Source organism: uncultured Gimesia sp. (assembly GCF_963976445.1).
In the GTDB taxonomy this organism is placed as follows: domain Bacteria; phylum Planctomycetota; class Planctomycetia; order Planctomycetales; family Planctomycetaceae; genus Gimesia.
Window position 1 is genome coordinate 141,441 of record NZ_CAXBKP010000016.1, and the last position, 20,986, is coordinate 162,426.

Sequence of the window (20,986 nt, forward strand, 5' to 3'; positions counted from 1 at the left end):
CAGGTGCCAATATCAATGTACCATATCCCAAACACCTTTCTACTGGACAAACAATGAATAAAAAAGACATTCAAATCAATACCGAAAAATACCATGTGCCTAATCTTGAGCGGGCACTCAAAATATTGGAATATCTGTCAAAACGACTGGAAGGAGTGACCATGAGTGACGTGAGCGTTGCGCTGGAAATCCCGAAAAACAGTTCGTTTCGAATTCTGAATACGCTTCTGGCACATGGCTATGTGTTGCGCGATGAGAAAACGCAGAAATTTCGACTCAGCGGTAAACTTCTGGGACTGGGAAGCAAAGGGACCGGGGCAGAGCAATTATTGGAAAATGCGTTTGATGTGCTACGCCGTCTGCGCGATGAATCCGGCGAGACAACGCTGGTAGGCCGATTGATTGACCAGGAGGGCGTCGTTCTGGGCCAAGTTGGCAGCAATCATCCGATTAAGGTCTTTGTCGAATTAGGCACGCGTTTCCCGTTACACGTTGCAGCCCCCGCCAAAGCAATGCTCGCGTATTTGCCGACTGCGGAACAGAAAGCAATGCTTTCTGGTTTGACGCTAAAGAAATACACCGAGCGTACGATTACGAGTTTGAGCAAATTCAAATCTGAGATCAAAAAAGCTCGTAAACTGGGCTACGCCGTTGATTGGGGAGAAGAAGTGGAAGGTATCAACTGCGTCGCCGCTCCTATTTTTGATCATAGCGGTTACCCCATCGCCGCAATCTGGATTACAGGACCTGAAACCCGGATCAACCATCTGAAATTTGAGAATCTGGGTTCATTGGTCATGAAACACGCCAGCGAAATTTCAGCGAGAATGGGATTTGTCTAACGATTAATTCATACGCGAACTTTTAACACCTGCTTTGCCATTCGTACTTATGATTAACAAAGGAGCAAAAGACCATGTCAGTTCGGTACTCCAATTTGAAATCACCCCAGATACGGAAACATCACCGGCAACTGATTCGATTCGCCCGAAAGGGGTTTACTCTCATTGAACTGCTGGTTGTGATCGCCATTATTGCAATCCTCATCGCACTACTGCTGCCAGCAGTTCAACAAGCACGTGAAGCAGCCAGACGTTCGGATTGCAAAACCCGCTTAAAGCAAATAGGACTGGCATTACATAATTATCACGAAACGCATCGTGTCTTCCCCCCGGGAACCGTCATGGGTAGTTCTTTTCCACAAACGGGCTGGTGCAATTTTCCAGCGAGCGGCACGAACGTCAGAAATGGAGCTCCCTGGACTGTCTTGATATTACCTTTTCTTGATGAAAGTAATCGATACAATTCCTTCATCTTCGAAGAGGCATTTACGGGGTTTGCGAATCACGCTCCCACGGGATCACACCCACATGGCTCAGCTGCAAACCATGCGGAATTTTTAAGAAGCAACCCCAAGTACCAATGTCCCAGTGATATCAATTCTCAAACGGGCGCCAATAACAGCAGTTACTTTGGTGTGAACGGCGGCGCAACCGGACCGGCATCCGGAAGATGCTCTACTCAAACCGATCGCTGGTTTTTTACAAACGGAGTACTCCACACCGATTCCCAAATTCGTATGCGTGATTTAACGGATGGTTCGACTAACATTTTCATGGTCGCTGAATCAAAGTACCAACTTCGTCCGGGAAGTCGCACCCCTGCCGATGCGCATTATGGTTGGGCATCCAGTGATTCCAGTCACCAGGCACCAGGAGAAATCCCTGGCGTCCAAATAGGAGCACGCTGGCAAATAAACTACTTGGATTCAGATGGTTCAAAGACTGACACGGGATACAGTAATCGCGGTGCAATGAATGGTTCCTTTAGCAGTTTTCATGAAGGCGGCTGCCATGTCTGTATGGCTGATGGTTCAGTTCACTTCCTTAGCGAAAACATGGATTTAACGACTTATCGAACTCTCGCCGACCGAGGTGATGGTTACCCTCTGGGAGGCTTTGAACGATGAGCAGCATTCAATATTTCAAATGGAACGGATCCCGCGACTTAGTCATTCTTTTATTGTTCTGTTCCACTGCAGGGTGTGGAGGATCAGGTTCCGATCTCAAAAAATATCATTATTCAGGAACCGTTACCTTTGATGGAAAGCCAGTTCCTGTCGGATACATTTCATTTGAACCAGACTCTGAACCTGGCCCCGGCAGCATGGCTAAAATAAGTGAAGGTTACTATCAGACGTTACCCGAAAAAGGCCTACTGGGCGGCCCTTATAAAATATTCATCTCCGGATTTGATGGAAAGGTGGATGCCGGAGAATTAGGCGACGGCACCCCAATCTTTGTAGACTACACGTTGAAACAATCACTTCCCGAAGAAAATACAACTCTTAATTTTGATATTACATCAAATGACATAAAACACACCTCGAATAAGAAGATACGTCGATGACTAAAATACAATCGCTCACTTGTTGTTTGACCATCTTCGCGATCTGTTTCCCACTCCAGGCGGAGGTAAAGGAATCCAGAACCGATTTATTAATCGTCGGGGGAACGGAATCGGGGTGGGCGGCTACGATTCAAGCCGCGCGGCTGGGAGTAAAATCGATCACACTCGTATTGGACGGGGAATGGCTGGGCGGACAATACACCGAACAGGCGTTGGCCTGCGTCGATGAAAACAAAGGGCCGGGCAAAGTCGGCTGGGGAGTCGACTGGCACCCGATGAAGCGTTCGTTTCATCGCAGCGGACTATTCAAAGAACTGATGGATCGCATTGAAGCTTTCAATACTGAAAAGTATGGCTCTCCCATGCCAGGCCGTCCGTATCATGGTCCGTCTACATTTCGACCCGCTGAAGCGCAGGCCATCTTCCGGGAAATGTTGCAACCCTATATCGATAACGGTCAGGTGCGACTGATCACACAACATTATCCGGTGAAAGCAGATCTAAAACAGAATGCGTCCAGGCCGCAGCTTACGGGGCTCTGGTTTGCCCCCGTCGGTTCAGAAACGCCGGACCTGCACATTGCTGCGAAATTAACAATTGATGCATCAGACTGGGGCGACGCAATCCAGGTTGCGGGAGCGGAATTTGAATTCGGGGCCGATCCGCGTTCGCGTTACAACGAACCGAGTGCCCCACTGAATACTGATGATTATCCTGCCAATGAAATGAATCCGATCACATGGGCGATGATCGTTGAAGAAGCCGACAAAGAGGTTCCCATTTCAAAGCCGGAACGCTATGATGATCGCAATTTTGTGCGGACCTCGAAACTGAGTCTGGCTGAGATGAAACATCTGAAATGGGATCGTCCGGCGAGACTGGGATCCATTCCACATTGGCCGGATGCTGGCAAAGCATCGCCGCGACAGCTTTCAATTTTTACCGTACGTCGAATTGTGGATGGTTATACCAGCAAAGATCACAAAACGAGCATCCTGCTGAATTATATGCTGGGGCAGGATTACCCACTGGAACGACTCCCCCAGCATGTAGTCGACGCACTGGAAGCAACTGAGCCTGGCGCATCGACGAAAAACATTGTGTTGATGAATCGTCGTCAGCGACAGATCATTTTTGACGACGCCAAACGACATTCATTATGCCTGTTCTATCATCTGCAGAATTTTGTGCACGAACACGCCCCTGATAAAACGAATAGTTTCAGACACTTTCAGTTGAGTCAGGAATTTGGCACGACAGATCAACTGCCTCCTAAACCCTATATCCGAGAGTCATTGCGTCTGAAAGCCATGTATATGATGCGCGAGCAGGATGGCCGAAATATGGATGGACCGACCAAGAAATTCGCGCGCGAGCGTTTTTCACGGGTCATGTATCCGGACGGGTTATTCGCCTGGCAGTTTCATTATGACTTTCACCGCACCGGACGCGCGTATTTAAAATCAGAGGGAAACACCGGGCCATGGATCGATTTTGAAAAACCGGGAAGAAACACCAAGCTGGTCAGCGACCGCTCGGTATTTCCATTACGCAGTCTGGTTCCGATCGACATGGATGGGTTAATGGGCGCACAGAAAAATGTGGGCTATAGCAGTATTGTGAGCGCGGCGATTCGTCTGCATGATCAATGTGTCACACTCGGACAAGCCGCAGGTGCAACGGCAGCGATCTCTTTACAACAGGACATCGCAGCCCGCGACATCCCCTACGATCGCGAGCGACTGGAGCAGGTCCGCCATGCTTTGTGTGGTGCTTCGGAAGAAGGGGTGGCAGTACTGATCTGGCCTTATCGTGATTTAGCACCATCGCACCCGGCGTTTGTCGCCATCAACCGACTGGCAGCACGGGGTATTTTACCGATGGAAGTCCGTAAGGTTGATTTTCAACCGGATGCACTCGCGACCACGGAATGGCGCCAGAAAACGCGACAACTCGCTTACAAAACCGTTGAAGTCGCCAACCTGCCGATATTCCTGGAAGAGGGACTCAGTCGAGGCGAGTACTGCCAACGGTTATGGGATTCGCTGAAAGAGTTGCCCCTACGCCCCTACTCTCGAGTGAAACCCAATGATGCTGACGGCGATGGAATTCCAGACATCGATGACCCCAGTCTGTTTACTCCGGGCGAACAAATTCAGTGGAAGAAAAAAAAAGCAACTGCAGACCAGGATGGGTTGTTGGGCAAAAACAAAACGAAATATGCCCGGCGAATCAATTTCACGGGAAAGAAGGCGGCTCCTCTTTCCGATTTTGAATCAGACCATGGTTATGCCTACGACGCCAAACGGGGATATGGCTGGCAGCGGGATCTCAGTCAAAATCAGCGACACCGAAAAAAAGTTCCCGAGACCTACCGCGATACCTTTATATTTACGCGAGATCACGATATCTGGGAATGTGAAGTTCCGAATGGAACATGGCTCGTGACCGTTTGCGTTGGAGACTCAGGACACGAACAAACCGGACAATGGGTCACCGTTGAAGGAAAGCAGGTCATCAAAGACGAAGCAACGAATGACGGCTTTTTCCTGGAACGGAAAACGAGCGTGACTGTCTCGGACCAGCGATTGACCATTGAGATTGGTAAGTCGAATGCTGGAAAGAACACCTGTCTGAACTGGGTCGCATTCGAGCCAGCCCCCCCGAAGAAATAAGTGAAGCCGGCTTTCTCAACTGAATTTTCCGATGGATCCACCTGGCACAGGATCGATATTGAAGAATTACGCCTGCGCCAGCCAGGTTTCCTGACTCAAACCAATTTCTGGTTATTTTTCCCAAGCAACGTGAGATCGATATTGAACGCATCAGCAAATGACGATATATTTAAGAAGATTAAATATTTAAGTCGTGCTGTCGCTCGCACTTCGTTAACCAACATGGGGAATGGAATCAGCAATGAAGTCCAGAAACCACTCACGTAATCACACCCAACATGCATTTACCGCGTTTAATCCGCTGGTTCCTGAAGGTCTGGTGTTACGCAGTCGGCGGAATATGCTCAAGGCCTCTCTGGCAGGCTTGGCAGGACTGTCGGTCCCCAAACTGTTACAAGCTTCCGATCAACTCAAGGCTGCTGGTCAATCTTCTCTGTCAAAAAAAAGTGTGATTCTCCTCTGGATGACGGGAGGACCGAGTCACATTGATACCTGGGACCCCAAACCAGATCGGCCGATTCAAAACCGAGGGCCGTTCGGAGTCACACAAACATCAGTGCCAGGTATCACAATCACTGATCGGCTGCCCAAGCAAGCCGCGATGATGGATCGTTTCACCTTAATCCGGTCAGTCGATCCTAAGATGAGCAGCCATCAGCCTAATCAGGTGATGCAGACTGCCAACCTGCGCGCAACCCCGCGTACTAACCGCAAAGGTGACAAGTACCCTGCAATGGCTTCGATCGTGGCTAAGCATCATGGCGCCAACCATCCCGGCATGCCGCCCTATGTCGCGTTCATGAAACATCAATCGCATATTGCCTGGGGTGGTCACCTGGGAAAACAATACGATCCATTCATCGCGAACGATGCAGCCGACCTGCCTGTCTATGACATGGTGGGCAAAGATTCCGGGAAAACAAGTGGGGGCAAAATGTTTCAATTTGCCCCCGGACTGTCCTACGAACGGATGAAAAGCAGACGTGATTTAATGCAGCAGTTTGATAAGTTGCGGAGTGATATTGACCAGGCTGGTTCGATGTCAGCCGTCGACAGTTACAGTCAACGTGCGTATGACATGGTACTTGGTCAACGTGTGCAAGAAGCGTTCGACCTGAATCAGGAATCACTGGCCACACGAGACCGCTATGGAAAACACCTCTGGTGCCAACAAGCGCTGCTCGCCCGTCGCCTGGTTGAAGCAGGTAGCTCTTTCGTTACACTTGATCTGAGTTATCATACGGCTTCCGGAACCTGGGACAATCACGGCGATAATATCCCTCCGTACGGTGGTATCAAAAATGGTCTTGGCCCCATACTGCCACTGTTTGACCATCTGCTGACAACGCTGGTCCAGGACCTGGAAGAACGGGGGATCCTGGATCAGGTGCTGGTGATTGCGATGGGAGAATTCGGTCGCTCTCCGATATCCGGCACACAGGGCAGTACCGATGGCCGCAACCATTGGCCCGTGGTGATGTCGATGTGTCTGGCCGGTGGTGGCATGAATCATGGTCAGGTGATTGGCGCCAGTGAACACGATGGTGCCGAGATCAAACATCGTCCCGTTCGCCCGGGAGACCTGGCAGCGACGATCTATCAATACATGGGAGTTCCCTTGGATACCCAGTATATTGATGAAAAAGGTCGCCCCAATTTTGCCATCGAAGATGGCGAACCAATCCACGAGTTATTCTAAGTATTCGTGCCAGCAGCCACTTATCAGAATGCTCGGCTATCGCTATTTCAGACCTGTTATCCAGTCATATTTAGTGAAAATATCAAAAACAGGCTGCAAAGGTGGCTGTTCCCCGTTTGCTTTTTTCGTGGCATCTTATAATCTGCATGTTGAATCCGGAAATCATTCTGCCTTGTGTCACGTCTGTTTTTCGTCTTTCTCTTTGATTTTCAACCTGCGTCCTTTCAGAAAACGTCTCTGATTATATGCCAAATTCTACCGCCGCGCCATCGCTCTCCCCTGAGGAACAAAGCATCAGTTCGACCCGACTACGCTGGTTTGTTTATGTATTATTGTTGACGGTTACGATGGGCCAAAACCTGGCTGCGATCCTCAACAGTGTGCCTCTGCAAAGCGCCAACGATCGTTCGCGCTGGTGCACCGTCTGGTCATTGGTAGAAGAAGGCACCTTCCAGATCGATACAATCAATGAGCGATCCAGTTGGTCCAGTATCGACAAGGTTCGACATAACGAGCATTTTTATTCATCCAAGCCCCCCCTCTTCCCGACGATGGTGGCAGGTCTCTACTGGATGATTAAAACGACCACCGGGATGAACTTGAATTCGAATCTCTATGATGTCGCACACATTATATTAATTATCGTCAATCTGCTGCCGATGCTGATCGCCCTTATTTTGATCTGTAAGATGGTTGAACGTTATGCGCGAACCGAGTTCTCCCGCTACTTCGTCGTCACAGCAGCCTGCTTTGCGACACTCTTAACACCATTTCTGTTAACGTTGAACAATCACTCGATTGCAGCCGCCAGTGCGGTTTTCACGTTGTATCCTTTGATGAGAATCCTGCTCGATCAGGAACAAAAGAAACGTTACTTTCTGCTGGCGGGTTTCTTTGCCATGTTTACCTGCTGCAATGAATTGCCGGCAGCATTATTCGGTTTGATTGTGTTCGGGCTCCTGTTCAAGGCAAACCCGCGGTTAACGTGCCTTGTTTTCACCCCTGCAGCGCTGGTCCCTCTGATGGGATTTTTTGTAACCAACTATGCGGCGACGGGAGGCTGGAAACCGTTCTATATGTATTATGGGACGGAGAAATATTTATACGAATACCGTGGCATCCCCAGCTACTGGAAAAATCCCCAGGGACTCGATCAGAATCTGGATTCGCCGCTGGTGTATCTGTTCCACTGCACCCTGGGACATCACGGCATTTTCTCACTCTCGCCGATTTATTTTCTGACTTTAATTTCCTGTTTGCGGATCAGAAAAACACAGGACCATATTCTGCGACCCCTGTTATGGATCAGTGTCTGCTTAAGTCTGATTGTGTTCGGCTTTTATCTGTCTCGAACGGGCAACTACAACTACGGTGGTAATAGTGCCGCACTTCGCTGGATGTTGTGGCTCACGCCGTTCTGGCTGATCAGCATGATCCCACTCCTAGATGAGTTTTCTCACAAACGCTGGCTACAGGTACTGGGAGTCGTCTGTCTGCTGGGATCGGTATTTTCAGCCCACCATCCATTGCACAATCCCTGGCGGGCTCCCTGGTTATTCACAGCCTTAAAACAATCTGGCTGGATTCATTACGATCAACGTCCACCTGCGATGGAACGCCCGCTAACAACCTGGCTGGCTTCGATTCCTGAACCAACGCTGGAGATTCCAGAACCCTTTGTCGAATTCACAGGCCCGGCTAACGATGGTCGCCTGATCAAACTTAGAATCCGTGTTGTGAAGCCTGCTAATGAGCAAGCAAATGATAACTTGCGAACAATACAGGTCTCACACTACCTCGGCACAGAAGAAGTAGAAACAAAACAATACACGATTGACGTGCCTGCCTTCGAAGCGGGTCAATGGCCAAAAGAGTTCTTACGCTGGCCGAATGCGGAAGTCAGTCAGTCCGAAAAATATGCGGCTTACCGATTTTTTTATGGAATGCCCCGCAGCCGGAAGTATAACCCGGGAAAGATCCGACATTTATTTACCCCACTCCGCGAGGATGCGTTCCGCTGCCAACTGGCGGCTTCTCAAGTCGCAGTCACAATTGCATCCCAGACAGAAGCAGAGCAAAAACTGCGCTATCGCAATGATCTCTGGATTTCAGACCAGATCCCCTTTGGAATTGCGCAGCTGGAAACTTCTGTTTATAACACAAAAAACAACCAGCTTCTCAGCCGCCAGACCCTAGTCGTCACCAGAGTCAGCGGCCTCATCGAACCAAAGCCGATCGAGAAACCGTAAGCTACTCCTGTTTGGGAGCGGCGGCCCCTGCAACCGGTTGAACCCAGGCACGTTCGACTTCCCCCTGTTGTGCCGGATTGGGATGCAGTTTTGTTGATCGCACCACTGCCCGCACATAAATTTCCTTGCCGTTGAAGTCATAGCTGGATGAGTTCCCTTTGACTGACTTCAAGTTAGCACCAATTTTATTACTGTACCGTTTTGTGGCATGCAATTCCTGCCCTCGTTTGTCCAATACTGGCATTCCTGCTTTGGGGTAACCATCCAGCGTTCCGATAAAATCGGTGGTATATTCCACTCCCTCTTCCGGATCGATTTCAATCTGAATTCCTTTGTCGGAATAAGTAACAGATTTCAGTTTGACGCCCGATGAGGCATAAAAGCGTCCTGCTTCCATCGCTTCCACCAGTGCTTCGGGCTCCAGTTTTTCGGATAAAACAACGACCCAGCCCCTGCCTGGTTCACTCGCGCGACTGGGAATTTTGTGATAGCTATGCCCGTCATCTGTTCCCAGACCGTACATGATAGGCAGCTTCAACTCCGCCAGTCTCTTGGTCAGAATAATATCCCAGATCCGATCGGTGCTGGCATAAGATTCGTTTCCTTTGTTGTTCACTCCGGGATGGCCGTTGTAAACTTCAAAGAAGTTTTCGCCGACAACCTTCATCAATTCTTCTGCCGTAACACTATAGCCGAAATTAGGATGATTCAGATGAATCATCATGGACTGCCCGGTTCGTTCCCGTTGTGCCAGTAGAGCATTGGTATTGTTCTGCATCACGTCATATACACTCTTACCACCGAGGGGCGTGAGCAGTGAATGCAAGTTGGTAGCGTTCATATGTACGGACCGGTTTTTATAGCGATCCGTAACTTCTTCACTTTGAATCATCAGATACTTTCCGGGTTCCCCCAGTTTGTCCGACACTTCCTTAAACGTGCGTAAACGAACTTCAATCTGACCGTCTTTGTTTTTCCGTTCTTCGATCCAGTTCGGAAAACGCTTTTTCAATTCCTGGTACGCATGTAGTTTGCCTTTATTTTTTTCGGGAACCGTCCAACGCTCTGATGTTGAAAGTACATTGTGGTCGGTAAAAGAGAGGAAATCATATCCGCGAGATTTATACCAGTCGGCAATCATCTCCAGATAATCATCGCCATCACTCCAAAGAGAGTGCGTGTGTAAGTTCCCTTTGTACCATTTCTGATTGTCCGTCTCTTTCAACTGAACTGGGTCTGCTGCATCCGTGTTCGTTCCCAGAAACAAGAGGCAGGCCACCAGGAACAAGCCTGGCTTCAGAAAAGAATATTGCTGCGCGCGACTGCGTGTAATATCAAGGCGGTTCATCTTTGTTGCTCCGAAGAAAATACTTACTGAAAATCAATCAAATTCTAAAATTAAAAACCCTGAGGAGAGTTGGTGATTAAATCTGCCTGCAGTTCCTGTTGCTTGTAAACGTCAGGCGAGGCTACCGGTTTTAAAACAAATCCGGCATTGACTAGGTTCCGTAATGAAACTGGTGAAGCACCCCAGCGGATAATCACCTGTTTTTCCTGAGTGGGATCCGTTTTCTCTGTTGCCGGGAGCTCCAGATCCTGGGGAAGCACTGTCCCTTGAATCTGCTTGAAGTCGATGTCGCCCCAGAGATAGAAGATTAAAAAGGTCAACTCCAATGGAGGATGATCCGTTTTACTCACCAGAACACAATTCGTCACGTTTTGAGTGAGCCGCAGTTGATGTTCGAACTGCAATAACCGTTCCCCTGCCGGGTTCGGCTTGGGAATAGAATACACGCCATACACAACATGCAAACCAGATAACGCAACCACCAATGCTATTTCCACTACACGATGACCGTGCTCTTTCTTGAAGCGATGGCTATACCAGAGCACCATCACAAGCGATAAACCAAGAGTGACTAGCTGGCGTAAAAAACGGGCTGAGATCTGCGGACTGAGTGTATCCCCACGCGATGCACTGATAAAAATCACCGAAAGCACTCCGACGGTGAACACGGCAAGCACCGTCGGATAACTGACGCGACGGAGGGCAATCTGCTGAAATTCCCAGGCCACAATCGCCATCATCGGAATGATGAAAAACAATTTCCACATCGCACGAGTACTGGTTTCCATCTGGGGAAGAAATTGAACTCCCCACCAGAAAAAAGCGCTACAGAAAACCCAGATCACGACCAGTCGCAGCCAGGCAATTTCCTGTTGATTTCCTTCGGGATTGAGAACCCGTTTGATTCCATGAAACAAACCAAACAACGCAAATCCAAGTAAAAATCCCATCGAGGAAATCACGTCGCGGACAAAATAAGAGGGATAGAATTCGGTTTTCCAGTACAGACTGATATTAGGCTGCCCCGGACCGGCAAACCATTTCCCCCAGAATCCATCAATCTGCGATGCCGCCATCAATTCCCACCAGCCCCCGACAGCAAAACCGGTAAACCCCAGAATCAATAATGATTTCCAGGCCCGTACTGCCTGTTTCAAGACGGGCAGTTTTTTCTGTTCAGAGGAAGAACGGCTTTTGGGGAGATCGATGGGATTCACGATATACAGTGACAGCATCAACAGGACTCCCAATGCTAGAGCCCCTCCGGACAGCAAACAGAGCCCCAACGAAATTCCGCCACACAACAATTTATACGACACAATTCCGGATTCGGATCGAACATGGGTGATGTATCCCCAAATCGTCAACAAGGCAAAGAGTATCGGAAATGCGGGCGCTTCGATCAGTTGAACCTGCTTCAAGACTACAGGATGAAAGGCAAGCAGGAAACAAAATACAAGTGCGTAACGTGGATTGCCTACTTTTCTCGTTAATCGATACGCAACGATCAGCATGCAGGCTGTCGAAAAATAGGAAAAGAGAACCAGAGATGAGGACCAGTGCCCGACCACTGAAAGCAACCCCGTACAAAGCCACCGGATCATTGGGGGCTGAGAAATGAGTGCGTTGCTACTATCGCTGATCAGATGCGCCTTACCAAGGCACTCCAAGCCGAACCAGGCCGACAACTCATCAATACGATAGGAATGGAAAGCGAGCAAACCAGGGCCTAAAGCCAATAAGACGACCAGTGGCGACATGATCGACGCACGTCTCATCACCGGAAATAAATCATGAGCAGGTTCTACAGACCGTCGTAATAGTTCCTGGTCACTGATAATTACCAAGGGGCTTTATCCTTCTACCAAAACCGCAGTATTGCCTCCGACGCCTCTGACTCGGCGTCTGTTGAGAGAGCAGGACACTGCACCTCATTTTCTTGTCGCCTCTTAATTGTACCGGACTGAAAAACGAAGGAACACTGTTCCTGAGTGAAAAGACTTGAAGAAACCGGTAGTCATGGTTCTTTAACTACTGACAGAGTAAAGGTTTTTCCTACTTCTCAATAGTTCTGTTCATGCCAGTTCTCAGGATTGTAATCCCTAATCATGACCAGAACTACGAAATCAACCGGATCGCTACACATTTCCTGAACACCCTCAAACCTCCTGGCCGAAGAAAGCAAAGTGTGCAAATGCAGGCTGCACTACTTCTTCTAACTTCAGGATGAGAATAATGTATATGGATAGGGTGAATTTTTTAAGATCATTAAAGTATCGGTCTATTATGTCACAGCACATCGCCTTCGATCATGGTCACCAGCTCAGTGAGCTGGTAAAGCATGCTATTTCAGCTTCCAGCTTGATTGCCAACCAGAGTGTTCAATACAAAATTGAGCAGGAACAGGTCTTTTTAACAGGCATTGTCAGCAGCTATTACGAAAAGCAGCTGGCTCAGGAGTCGGTCAGTCGAGTTGACGGAGTTCGCCAGGTCCACAATCGTTTGACTGTGGAACCGACACAAAATGAGGTCGAACCTCTCAGCACACACTGAGTAATCCATCCTGCCATCACAAAAAATGGCACCGGCGCCGTTCCAGATTGCCATGAATGATGATCAACTGTTTGGCTTTCTGACAAAAAACACGTGAATACAGCAGGTTACGCGACTTGACCGTTGTCAAATCCAATCTGATCTTGTTAGAATCTTCGTTCCCTTGCGTTTCTTAAAAGGGAAGTGCTCTTTTTGCGCACAGATAATCGGGTTGAACCCGGATCACGAAAAAACGGTCATTAATACATCATAAGGGACAGTGGAAGACAATGTCTTTACGAAGAGCTAAATTGGAACGACAATTACAGAACGCGGAAACCGCCATCGCACAATACGGTAAAGTACTGGATGAGCAGAAAATCACTGACGCCGAGCGTAAAAAGCACCCCAAATGGCGGCAGGCCAACGCATCAAGAATTCAGATCGTAAACCGTCTTAGATCCCTGAAAGTGATTGAAGACAGAGAAGAAGCGATCAAACAGAAACACGCTTCAGAAGACTAATTTCTGAGTTGACATTCTGGTTGATAGAGTTCGTCTGACGAATGACCCACTCGGAGAGGTGGCAGAGTGGCCGATTGTGCAGCACTGGAAATGCTGTGTCCCGGTAACGGGACCGGGGGTTCGAATCCCCCTCTCTCCGCTTTTCAATCTGATCAAACGCGCTAAGTTATTGATTTCAATAGCTTAGCGTTATTTTTTGCGCGACATAATAAACCTCCTGGTGCACAGTTGGTGCACACATTGTGCACAGGAGGTTCTAATGAGACGACGCAAGAAGTCTTCAAAACGAAAACGCGTGGGGCGCGTTTCGTACTATCTTCATCACGGTGCCTGGTATCTTTATTACCTTGAATACCAAAATGGAGTGAAGGTACAACAACGTCCCAAGGTAGCTGAAACTGTAGAAGAAGCCGCACAGATCGCAGCGCAAGTCAATGCGCAGTTGGCTTCATCCTGTCCCACACTGTTTTCCTTTACCTCTGTCAGTTTTTCAAAACTGCGGCAGGCTTTTCTCAATCACCATGAAACTGTGGTGAGGTCCTCTCCGGCCACGATACGACGCTATCGATCGGCAACCCAGCATCTTGAAAACTATTTCAATGAATGCCGCGCATCTGATCTGGCCCATTCCATCCGGGCTGATCATTTTGTGGCTTGGCTGAGGAAACAGAAAATTTCCCCTAACGGCCATCCTAATACGGCCAAACGGGCACTTCGTGATAAAGGGCTGCGTTTCATACTGGAAGTTTGCCGGTCGGTCTATATCTACGCCGCCCAACGACGGTTTCTTCCTCCCACTTTCGAAAACCCGTTCTCTAAACTCAATCTGGAACGGATGAAAATTGAAGATGCCAAACCCATCTTTGTCTTCGATGCTGAGAATGAACTGCGTTTCTTCCAGAATGCGGATGACTGGACGTTTCCCATCCACTTTATCCTTGCCAAGGCAGGATTAAGGTCAGGCGAACTGATTCATCTGTTGATAGAAAATGTCGACCTGGAAAACGGATGGATTCATGTTCGCAATAAGCCTGAATTGCACTGGAAAGTCAAAACCAGACGCGAACGCTCAGTGCCCTTAATCAAGGAAGCAGTCGCCGTCTTACGCAGGGTGATTGGTAATCGAACGTCAGGTCCCGTTTTTATTCGGCACCAGTTTGATGCCTTTAGCTCACCTTTAGGGAACCTGGATCAGATGTCACTCCAGGAAGCACTTCAGCAACGATTTTCACGTGCTGACTTAGAGAGTGTGCTAACTCTATCTCAAACCATGGAGGAGAAACTCGCCAGATCAGTCTGGCGTGAAGCCGGAGTGGTACGATCGGAGCGTGTACGGACATCATTTATCCGTACTGCTAAGGTGGCAGGTCTGAAACAGTCATCTTGCCCCAAAAGCTGGCGACATACTTTTGCCACTCTACTTCAGGACGCCAACGTTGATCCGCTCATAAGACAGATCACGCTGGGCCATAAACCGAGTGAGGACGCCCGTGGCGGCGGCCTGGGCATGACGGGCGTGTATACGCACACCCGTGCCACGACACAAAAACGCGAGATCGAACGTGCTTTGCGTCTCTGGCCTCAGTCACTCGCTTATGCCAGTCAATGGACCAGTTCTATCAACTTGTGACTTAAACATACTGACTTGCTTTAAACACATTTAAAAACAAAAAAATCTATTTAAAACGGAGTAATAAATAATGAGCTATAGAGAAGAAGTTGAACTTGTACCACGGAACGGTCATACCCTAATAGTTGGGATTGTCGCGCGAATTTCTGGATGTCAAAACCAGAAGGAACTCAGCCTTGAGGACCAGGTTGACCACGGAAAAGAAATCGCGAGGGAATATTATGACGGAGAGATCGATTTCAGGATCATCGCGACGACAGGAAAGGGGGAACGCCTTGACCGTCCTGAGCTTGCCGAAGTTGAAGCCAGACTCACTGCTAACGAATTTGACTTACTGACGTTTGAGGATGTCGGGCGTCTGGTACGCGGAGTAACGGCTTGTTTTATTTTTGCTACTGCGGTGGACCAAAGTACTAGAGTGATTTCACCGAATGATGATATTGATACAAACCATCCGGACTGGGAAGCCAAAGTGATGGATGCATGCAAAGAGCATATGAAGCATAATGAGCATACATCACGCCGGATCAAACAGAAAAAAATGAACCGGTTTAAAAAATATGGCGCTGCGACTCCCTGCCCCATCGCCGGTTATATCAAACCAGATGGAGCCGAGACATTCTCAGACTGGTCTAAAGATAAGGAAGCTATTGAGTACCTCAAGGAAGGGTTACAGATCCTGAGAAGGACACTGAATGGTGAAGCAGTTGCGGAGTACTTTAATGAAGTGGAATTTTCTCCAGGCCCCTATTGTAAAAATGAAAAATGGGACGGAAAAATGACACTTCGATACTACCGCAACTCGATTTTAAAAGGCTTACCAGCACGGGGTACTATGCATACCACTAAGAAGCATAAAACGGGCAGAAGAAGTTCTACTCTCAATCCAAAGGGGCCCACTTACCGTGAGGAACCTCATCTGGCCTTCTTCTCACCTGATGAAATTGACCCAGTCCTCGAAGCACTGGAAAAGAAGAATGCCCATTTTAAGCGTAAGAAAAAAACAAACGGCGTAGATTCCAGATATCAAGTTCCCAAGAAACGGACTCGGGCCTTTGGCCAGCATGCCACCTGTTATTACTGTGGCCATCATTACGTCTGGGGAGCCAATGGCATCACCGACAGTCTGATGTGTTCTAATTCGCGGTCTTGGCACTGCTGGAACTCCATTGGGTTTAATGGGCCTAAAGCAGCGCAGAAACTGCTGGGAGTGATCCTGGAGAGCCTTTCGTCATTGGAGGGGATTGATGCTCAGTATCAGGAGATCTTACAGCAGGCACAATCTGGTGGGCCTGAAAAACTTCGTACCCGTGAAAACAAGCTGAACCGGGTCGAGGAAGAAATTGAGCGTGAAAGTGAAAAGATCAAAAAACTGATCAGAGAGATAGATGGTGCCGATCCGAATATTCTATATGAAATGATGTCGGAGTTGACCGAACGGAAGAAAAAGCTGTCGCTTGACCGCGTAGCATTCGAGCTTGCAAAAAAACGGCAGCTTGATCTTCCGAAATCAACTTTGGAGATCAAGGAGATACTGCAGCATCACCTCGAAGACGTCGATACACACTCTCATGAGTTCGGTGATTTGATCCGGGAGTTGGTTCCTGAAATCTATGTCTACCAGGTACGCCTCATTGATGGCGGTCATCTGCTGCCTCGTGCCAAGATCCGCCTCAATCTAGTTGGGAGTATTCCCGATGCTACCTCGATTCCTGAAGTACAGCAGTTACTATCTCAGGAGTTCACCCTGGATCTCTTAGAGCCTTCTCAACGTGAACTGATTCGACCAGAGGCAGTCAGATTGGCTGCCACCGGCTTAGAACAGCGAGAGATCGCCCGTCGTCTGGAAGGGAACCCCACCCAGACTGCAGTCTGGAATGCCTTGAAGCTGCAAAAGCAGATGCTGGAACAGGGGCTTTCGAGTCCGTATGAATTTTTGGAAGAACCACCTGAAGATTATGGAAAACTTCGCAGGCACAAGAACAAAAAGTATTCATTCCAGGTGAAGGTCGGCTATCAGCGGCCCCCTCTCTGAAAATGAATTGTCACTATCATTCACTTTACCGACCCCGGCACTTTACCGGGGTTTTTTAATGCGCTATCTGAAAGGAGCTGCTTTTGGAGACCAGACAATCTAAATCAAAAAAGAGCCAAAATCATCAACCTGAACCAGTCCTGACGGGAAGCCCCGTTCATCGACTGCTGCAACTGATTGCCAAATCAATAGTCAAAAAGTACGAAATAAACGACACAGAAAGGGATCGCACGAAAACCTAAATTCTGGCCAAAAACGTGTCATAATAAATAGGGGCACGGATTATCTATTCTGTATCAAAATCAATCACCGGTTTCAGATCGTCGTCATTTAAAAACGCCTCGCATTTCACAGGAATGCGAGGCGTTTTGCTTTTCACTCTGAAACCTCAACAGAAAGGAGCATTGCTTGGAAATTATTGTTTTAACGTTTGTCTCTGTCGCGCTGTTGCTGGCCGTTGTCGCTTTGATCAAAGAGCGACGGCTGCGACTGACGTTACAGGGACTTCTCAGACATCTGATTCATCGCTGGAGGGCACATGGAAAAACAGACGCTTCGAATCACACTAATTCTGATCCTGCTGACCGGAGCCAGTTGTAATTCAGACGAAAACAGTCGCGTGGCTGATCTGGCTACACAGCAACTGGAACGCCAGGCAGATCAAAACCGCCGGATGTCGGAACTGCAGCAGGAAGTCACCTCGGGTTCTCGTGAACTGGTGGAGGCAGATGCCAAAGCCAGACAGGAGATGATAGCCATCCAACGCGAAATCCAGGCTGGGCAAAATGAAATCGGTTTCCAGCGGGACCAACTGGAGGCAGAACGCCGCGAAATCGCTGACAGCCGAAATCGAGATCCGATCATTGCAGCTGCGATCACTAAGGTGGCCCTTGTAGTCATCAGCCTGCTGCCGCTTTTGCTCTGCTGGCTGTTGCTGCAGCAGAAGGTTGAACCGGCGGACAAGAATGAGATCACAGAATTACTGCTGGACGATATGGTCTCAGCGGAACCATGTCTGATATCGCCTGCCACACGAGAACCAGACAAACGCCGATTGACTGATTTACCACAGTCACCTGATAACCCATCTTTAGAAAGGGAAAACTGAAATGTCACATATTGTCACCATCCAAACAGAAGTCCGCGATGCCGAATCGCTGCGTCTTGCTTGTCGTCGGCTCGAACTGGGAGCCCCCGTTCACGAAACCGTTCCGCTGTTTAGCGGGGAAGCCACCGGCTACGCAGTCCGTCTACCCGACTGGCGGTATCCCGTCGTCTTCGACGTCGAACAGGGCCAGGTCCGCTACGACAACTTTGAAGGCCGATGGGGTGAGCCGACGCACCTCAATCGGCTACTTCAATTTTATGGCGTGGAAAAATGCCGCCTGGAGGCACGCCGGAAGGGGCATTCCGTCCTGGAAAACCAACTCAGCGACGGTTCCATCAAACTCACCATTCAGATCGGATCAGACCATTGAAAACAATCGACATCATATTTTCAACCGACGGTCAGTCCCGGATTGAAACCCGCGGCTTTACCGGCTCCCGCTGCATGGACGCCAGCCGGTTTCTGGAAGCGACGCTGGGGAAGGTTTCCTCAGAGCAACTGACCGCCGAATATCATCAAACCATCCAACATCAACCCAACCAACTGAGACAGGAGAATTAGCTTTCACTTCACAACACATACAGGAATTAACTAAACGAGTCTACAAAGCCCCCGCGCCGGTACGTGTCCTAGTCGTCGTCGAAGGGACGCACGACATCGAATTTTTGACACGCATCTCCACTCTCTTGCATACCGATGATCCTGCTCTGCCTGATCTTGCTACGATGGAAAGTAATAGAGAACTCATCTTTTTGCCGATCAGCGGACATCCTCAAGCCTGGACCAGGCGGCTGGCACCTCTCAACCTTCCAGAGTTCCATTTATCAGATCGGGAACAGTCACCGGTCACGGAACAGCGACAGGCAACAGTCTTAGCAATCAATCAACGCTATCGCTGCCGTGCCATGTTGACCAAGAAGCGGAGCCTGGAGAACTATCTGCACCCAGTGCCATACAGGCGGTTGCTGGTGTGACACTGGAATATGGCGATCATGACTGTGTGGCAACCGTTGCGGCGCAACAGATATTCGAAAGCAGTCATGGCAACCCTAACTGGAAACAGCTCACCCGACGTGCTCGGGTGCGACTGACAAATCGCGTCAAGCACTGGCTCAATACCAGCGCCGTCGAACAAATGACGGTCCCTTTGCTGCAGGAACGTGATCCAGACGGGGAAGTCCTTTCCTGGCTGGAGACGATCGGCCAACTAGTTGAAGCCGCTTAAGCACATTTCACACCTTCTTTTACTTCAAACCATCAAGGAAATATCTATGTTATTATCCGAACGACTGGCAGAGAACGTACGCGCCTGCTTTACCGGAATCTGGATTCAAAGTCATGAACACGATGAAGCGTTGCTGGAGATGGCCCGTCTCTGCCACACGGAAGACTGGCGTTTATTCTCCTGGGATATTGACGGGGGTCTTCAGGGAACGGAACTCGCTGGTGGCAGCGATTCGTCTCTACCCGATCCTCTGGCGGCCATTCACAGCTTAAACAGTCAGGCTGATCCAGATCGGCCCACATTGCTGGTCCTGAAAAACTTCCATCGGTTTATCAATTCTCCTGAAATCATTCAGGCTTTGACACAACAGATCAATGTCGGAAAGCAGGCACGGACATTTATTGTCATACTTTCCAGCCTGGTGCAGATCCCCACTGAGTTGGAAAAACTGTTTGTCTGCCTGGAACATGATCTTCCTGATCGAAGTCAACTGCTAGAGATTGTCCGCAGTATCGCTACGGAAGCGGGTGAATTGCCAGAAGGACCGGAACTAGAACGTGTCCTGGACGCTGCCTCGGGCCTAACCCGTTATGAAGCGGAAGGGGCCTTCAGTCTCTCACTGGTACGATACCAGCGCATCGAAGCCTCGGTCGTACTGGAGTTAAAATCTCAGACATTATTGAAAAGTGGGCTGTTATCACTGCATCAGGGATCGGAATCATTCGAACGTTTGGGAGGTTTGGAAGCACTCAAAGCCTTTTGCCGGTGTGCACTCAGGCCACGGTCACAAGATGCAACAGCCGTTCGTCCGCGTGGCGTCTTGCTGCTGGGTGTTCCCGGAACCGGTAAGAGTGCGTTTGCTAAAGCACTTGGAAAAGAGACCGGACGTCCCACGCTGACACTCGACGTCGGAGCTTTAATGGGCGCGCTGGTCGGTCAAACCGAAGAGCGAACTCGACGAGCACTCCGCATCGTCGATGCGATGCAGCCGGCCATCCTGTTTATCGATGAAGTTGAAAAAGGATTGGGAGGCGCTGCCTCTTCCGGTCAGTCTGATAGTGGCGTTTCCACCCGCATGCTGGGAACGTTACTCAGCTGGCTGAACGATCATACTTCTGACGTGTTCGTGGTCTGTACGGCAAACGACATTTCCAAACTGCCACCAGAGTTTGTACGGGCCGAACGTTTTGATGCGCTGTTCTTTCTGGATTTACCAGGCGATGATCAGAAGCAGGCCATCTGGGGTCTGTACCGTGAGCTGTTTGGTATTACGTCAGATCAATGTTTGCCCGACGACCGCCACTGGACTGGTTCGGAAATCCGGGCCTGCTGTCGTCTGGCGGCGCTGCTCGACGTTCCTTTAATCAAGGCCGCTGAAAACGTGGTTCCCGTGGCCGTCACCGCCGCCGAATCGGTGGCCCGTTTACGACGCTGGGCCAGCAAACGCTGTCTGTCTGCAGAACAGACAGGAGTATTTAGCAACGACGAGCGTACCGGTTCGCGTTCACGCCGAAATCTTTCACGCGATCCGCACAGAAACTAAACCACAGTC

The 20,986-nt window shown here is 49.3% G+C and carries 19 protein-coding genes and 1 tRNA gene; 18 read left to right on the forward strand and 2 right to left on the reverse strand.

What is annotated here, in order from left to right:
• The first annotated feature begins 53 nt into the window (after positions 1-53).
• The 6 genes from AAC022_RS17685 (at position 54) to AAC022_RS17710 (ending at position 9,032) form a co-directional block, all read left to right on the forward strand.
• Positions 54-842 (forward strand): IclR family transcriptional regulator, encoded by a 789-nt coding sequence (locus AAC022_RS17685; protein ID WP_339733209.1) that lies wholly within the window; start codon positions 54-56, stop codon positions 840-842.
• Between the two features lie 74 nt (positions 843-916).
• On the forward strand, positions 917-1,969 hold the full coding sequence (locus AAC022_RS17690; protein WP_339733211.1) for a DUF1559 domain-containing protein: 1,053 nt from the start codon (positions 917-919) through the stop codon (positions 1,967-1,969).
• The gene (locus tag AAC022_RS17695; protein WP_339733212.1) at positions 1,966-2,409 is read left to right on the forward strand and encodes a hypothetical protein; all 444 of its coding nucleotides are present in this window, start codon (positions 1,966-1,968) and stop codon (positions 2,407-2,409) included. The genes AAC022_RS17690 and AAC022_RS17695 overlap by 4 nt, the downstream gene beginning before the upstream one ends.
• Complete coding sequence (locus AAC022_RS17700; RefSeq protein ID WP_339733214.1) at positions 2,406-5,084, forward strand: FAD-dependent oxidoreductase; 2,679 nt, start codon at positions 2,406-2,408, stop codon at positions 5,082-5,084. The genes AAC022_RS17695 and AAC022_RS17700 overlap by 4 nt, the downstream gene beginning before the upstream one ends.
• A 241-nt stretch (positions 5,085-5,325) precedes the next feature.
• A complete protein-coding gene (locus AAC022_RS17705) occupies positions 5,326-6,783 on the forward strand; it encodes a DUF1501 domain-containing protein (protein ID WP_339733216.1) in 1,458 nt (485 codons plus the stop codon).
• Between the two features lie 245 nt (positions 6,784-7,028).
• A complete protein-coding gene (locus AAC022_RS17710) occupies positions 7,029-9,032 on the forward strand; it encodes a hypothetical protein (protein ID WP_339733217.1) in 2,004 nt (667 codons plus the stop codon).
• A gap of 1 nt (position 9,033) precedes the next feature.
• Here AAC022_RS17710 and AAC022_RS17715 read toward each other — a convergent pair whose 3' ends face one another.
• The gene (locus tag AAC022_RS17715) at positions 9,034-10,380 is read right to left on the reverse strand and encodes a hypothetical protein (protein WP_339733218.1); all 1,347 of its coding nucleotides are present in this window, start codon (positions 10,378-10,380) and stop codon (positions 9,034-9,036) included.
• A 50-nt stretch (positions 10,381-10,430) separates the two neighbouring features.
• On the reverse strand, positions 10,431-12,227 hold the full coding sequence (locus AAC022_RS17720; protein ID WP_339733219.1) for a glycosyltransferase family 39 protein: 1,797 nt from the start codon (positions 12,225-12,227) through the stop codon (positions 10,431-10,433).
• A gap of 439 nt (positions 12,228-12,666) precedes the next feature.
• Between AAC022_RS17720 and AAC022_RS17725 the strand changes: the two genes are divergently transcribed.
• From AAC022_RS17725 to AAC022_RS17780, 12 genes are all read left to right on the forward strand, one after another.
• Entirely contained in the window at positions 12,667-12,933 is a 267-nt protein-coding gene (locus tag AAC022_RS17725) for a BON domain-containing protein (protein ID WP_339733220.1), read from the forward strand.
• Between the two features lie 269 nt (positions 12,934-13,202).
• A complete protein-coding gene (locus AAC022_RS17730) occupies positions 13,203-13,436 on the forward strand; it encodes a hypothetical protein (RefSeq protein WP_339733222.1) in 234 nt (77 codons plus the stop codon).
• A 52-nt stretch (positions 13,437-13,488) separates the two neighbouring features.
• Positions 13,489-13,575, forward strand: a tRNA-Ser gene (locus AAC022_RS17735).
• Between the two features lie 120 nt (positions 13,576-13,695).
• Complete coding sequence (locus AAC022_RS17740; protein WP_339733224.1) at positions 13,696-15,066, forward strand: tyrosine-type recombinase/integrase; 1,371 nt, start codon at positions 13,696-13,698, stop codon at positions 15,064-15,066.
• Positions 15,067-15,136: 70 nt separating this feature from the next.
• Complete coding sequence (locus tag AAC022_RS17745) at positions 15,137-17,101, forward strand: recombinase family protein (RefSeq protein WP_339733226.1); 1,965 nt, start codon at positions 15,137-15,139, stop codon at positions 17,099-17,101.
• 408 nt (positions 17,102-17,509) lie between these two features.
• Positions 17,510-17,701, forward strand: a complete 192-nt coding sequence (locus AAC022_RS17750) for a hypothetical protein (RefSeq protein WP_339733227.1) — start codon at positions 17,510-17,512, stop codon at positions 17,699-17,701.
• Entirely contained in the window at positions 17,640-18,209 is a 570-nt protein-coding gene (locus AAC022_RS17755; protein WP_339733229.1) for a hypothetical protein, read from the forward strand. The genes AAC022_RS17750 and AAC022_RS17755 overlap by 62 nt, the downstream gene beginning before the upstream one ends.
• 1 nt (position 18,210) lies before the next feature.
• Positions 18,211-18,579, forward strand: a complete 369-nt coding sequence (locus AAC022_RS17760; protein WP_339733230.1) for a DUF1257 domain-containing protein — start codon at positions 18,211-18,213, stop codon at positions 18,577-18,579.
• Positions 18,576-18,770 carry a DUF2997 domain-containing protein gene (locus AAC022_RS17765; protein ID WP_339733231.1) on the forward strand — a complete coding sequence of 65 codons (195 nt, stop codon included), beginning with the start codon at positions 18,576-18,578 and terminating at the stop codon, positions 18,768-18,770. Before AAC022_RS17760 ends, AAC022_RS17765 begins: the two co-directional genes overlap by 4 nt.
• A gap of 104 nt (positions 18,771-18,874) precedes the next feature.
• Complete coding sequence (locus tag AAC022_RS17770; RefSeq protein ID WP_339733232.1) at positions 18,875-19,183, forward strand: hypothetical protein; 309 nt, start codon at positions 18,875-18,877, stop codon at positions 19,181-19,183.
• Positions 19,180-19,434 carry a hypothetical protein gene (locus tag AAC022_RS17775; protein WP_339733233.1) on the forward strand — a complete coding sequence of 85 codons (255 nt, stop codon included), beginning with the start codon at positions 19,180-19,182 and terminating at the stop codon, positions 19,432-19,434. Before AAC022_RS17770 ends, AAC022_RS17775 begins: the two co-directional genes overlap by 4 nt.
• 46 nt (positions 19,435-19,480) lie before the next feature.
• A complete protein-coding gene (locus tag AAC022_RS17780) occupies positions 19,481-20,977 on the forward strand; it encodes an AAA family ATPase (protein ID WP_339733234.1) in 1,497 nt (498 codons plus the stop codon).
• The last annotated feature ends 9 nt before the right edge of the window (positions 20,978-20,986 follow it).

Coding starts and splice junctions, on each gene's coding strand:
- AAC022_RS17685 (WP_339733209.1), top strand. CDS start 54: ATGAATAAAAAAGACATTCAAATCAATACCGAAAAATACCATGTGCCT.
- AAC022_RS17690 (WP_339733211.1), top strand. CDS start 917: ATGTCAGTTCGGTACTCCAATTTGAAATCACCCCAGATACGGAAACAT.
- AAC022_RS17695 (WP_339733212.1), top strand. CDS start 1,966: ATGAGCAGCATTCAATATTTCAAATGGAACGGATCCCGCGACTTAGTC.
- AAC022_RS17700 (WP_339733214.1), top strand. CDS start 2,406: ATGACTAAAATACAATCGCTCACTTGTTGTTTGACCATCTTCGCGATC.
- AAC022_RS17705 (WP_339733216.1), top strand. CDS start 5,326: ATGAAGTCCAGAAACCACTCACGTAATCACACCCAACATGCATTTACC.
- AAC022_RS17710 (WP_339733217.1), top strand. CDS start 7,029: ATGCCAAATTCTACCGCCGCGCCATCGCTCTCCCCTGAGGAACAAAGC.
- AAC022_RS17715 (WP_339733218.1), bottom strand. CDS start 10,380: ATGAACCGCCTTGATATTACACGCAGTCGCGCGCAGCAATATTCTTTT.
- AAC022_RS17725 (WP_339733220.1), top strand. CDS start 12,667: ATGTCACAGCACATCGCCTTCGATCATGGTCACCAGCTCAGTGAGCTG.
- AAC022_RS17730 (WP_339733222.1), top strand. CDS start 13,203: ATGTCTTTACGAAGAGCTAAATTGGAACGACAATTACAGAACGCGGAA.
- AAC022_RS17740 (WP_339733224.1), top strand. CDS start 13,696: ATGAGACGACGCAAGAAGTCTTCAAAACGAAAACGCGTGGGGCGCGTT.
- AAC022_RS17745 (WP_339733226.1), top strand. CDS start 15,137: ATGAGCTATAGAGAAGAAGTTGAACTTGTACCACGGAACGGTCATACC.
- AAC022_RS17755 (WP_339733229.1), top strand. CDS start 17,640: ATGGAAAAACAGACGCTTCGAATCACACTAATTCTGATCCTGCTGACC.
- AAC022_RS17760 (WP_339733230.1), top strand. CDS start 18,211: ATGTCACATATTGTCACCATCCAAACAGAAGTCCGCGATGCCGAATCG.
- AAC022_RS17780 (WP_339733234.1), top strand. CDS start 19,481: ATGTTATTATCCGAACGACTGGCAGAGAACGTACGCGCCTGCTTTACC.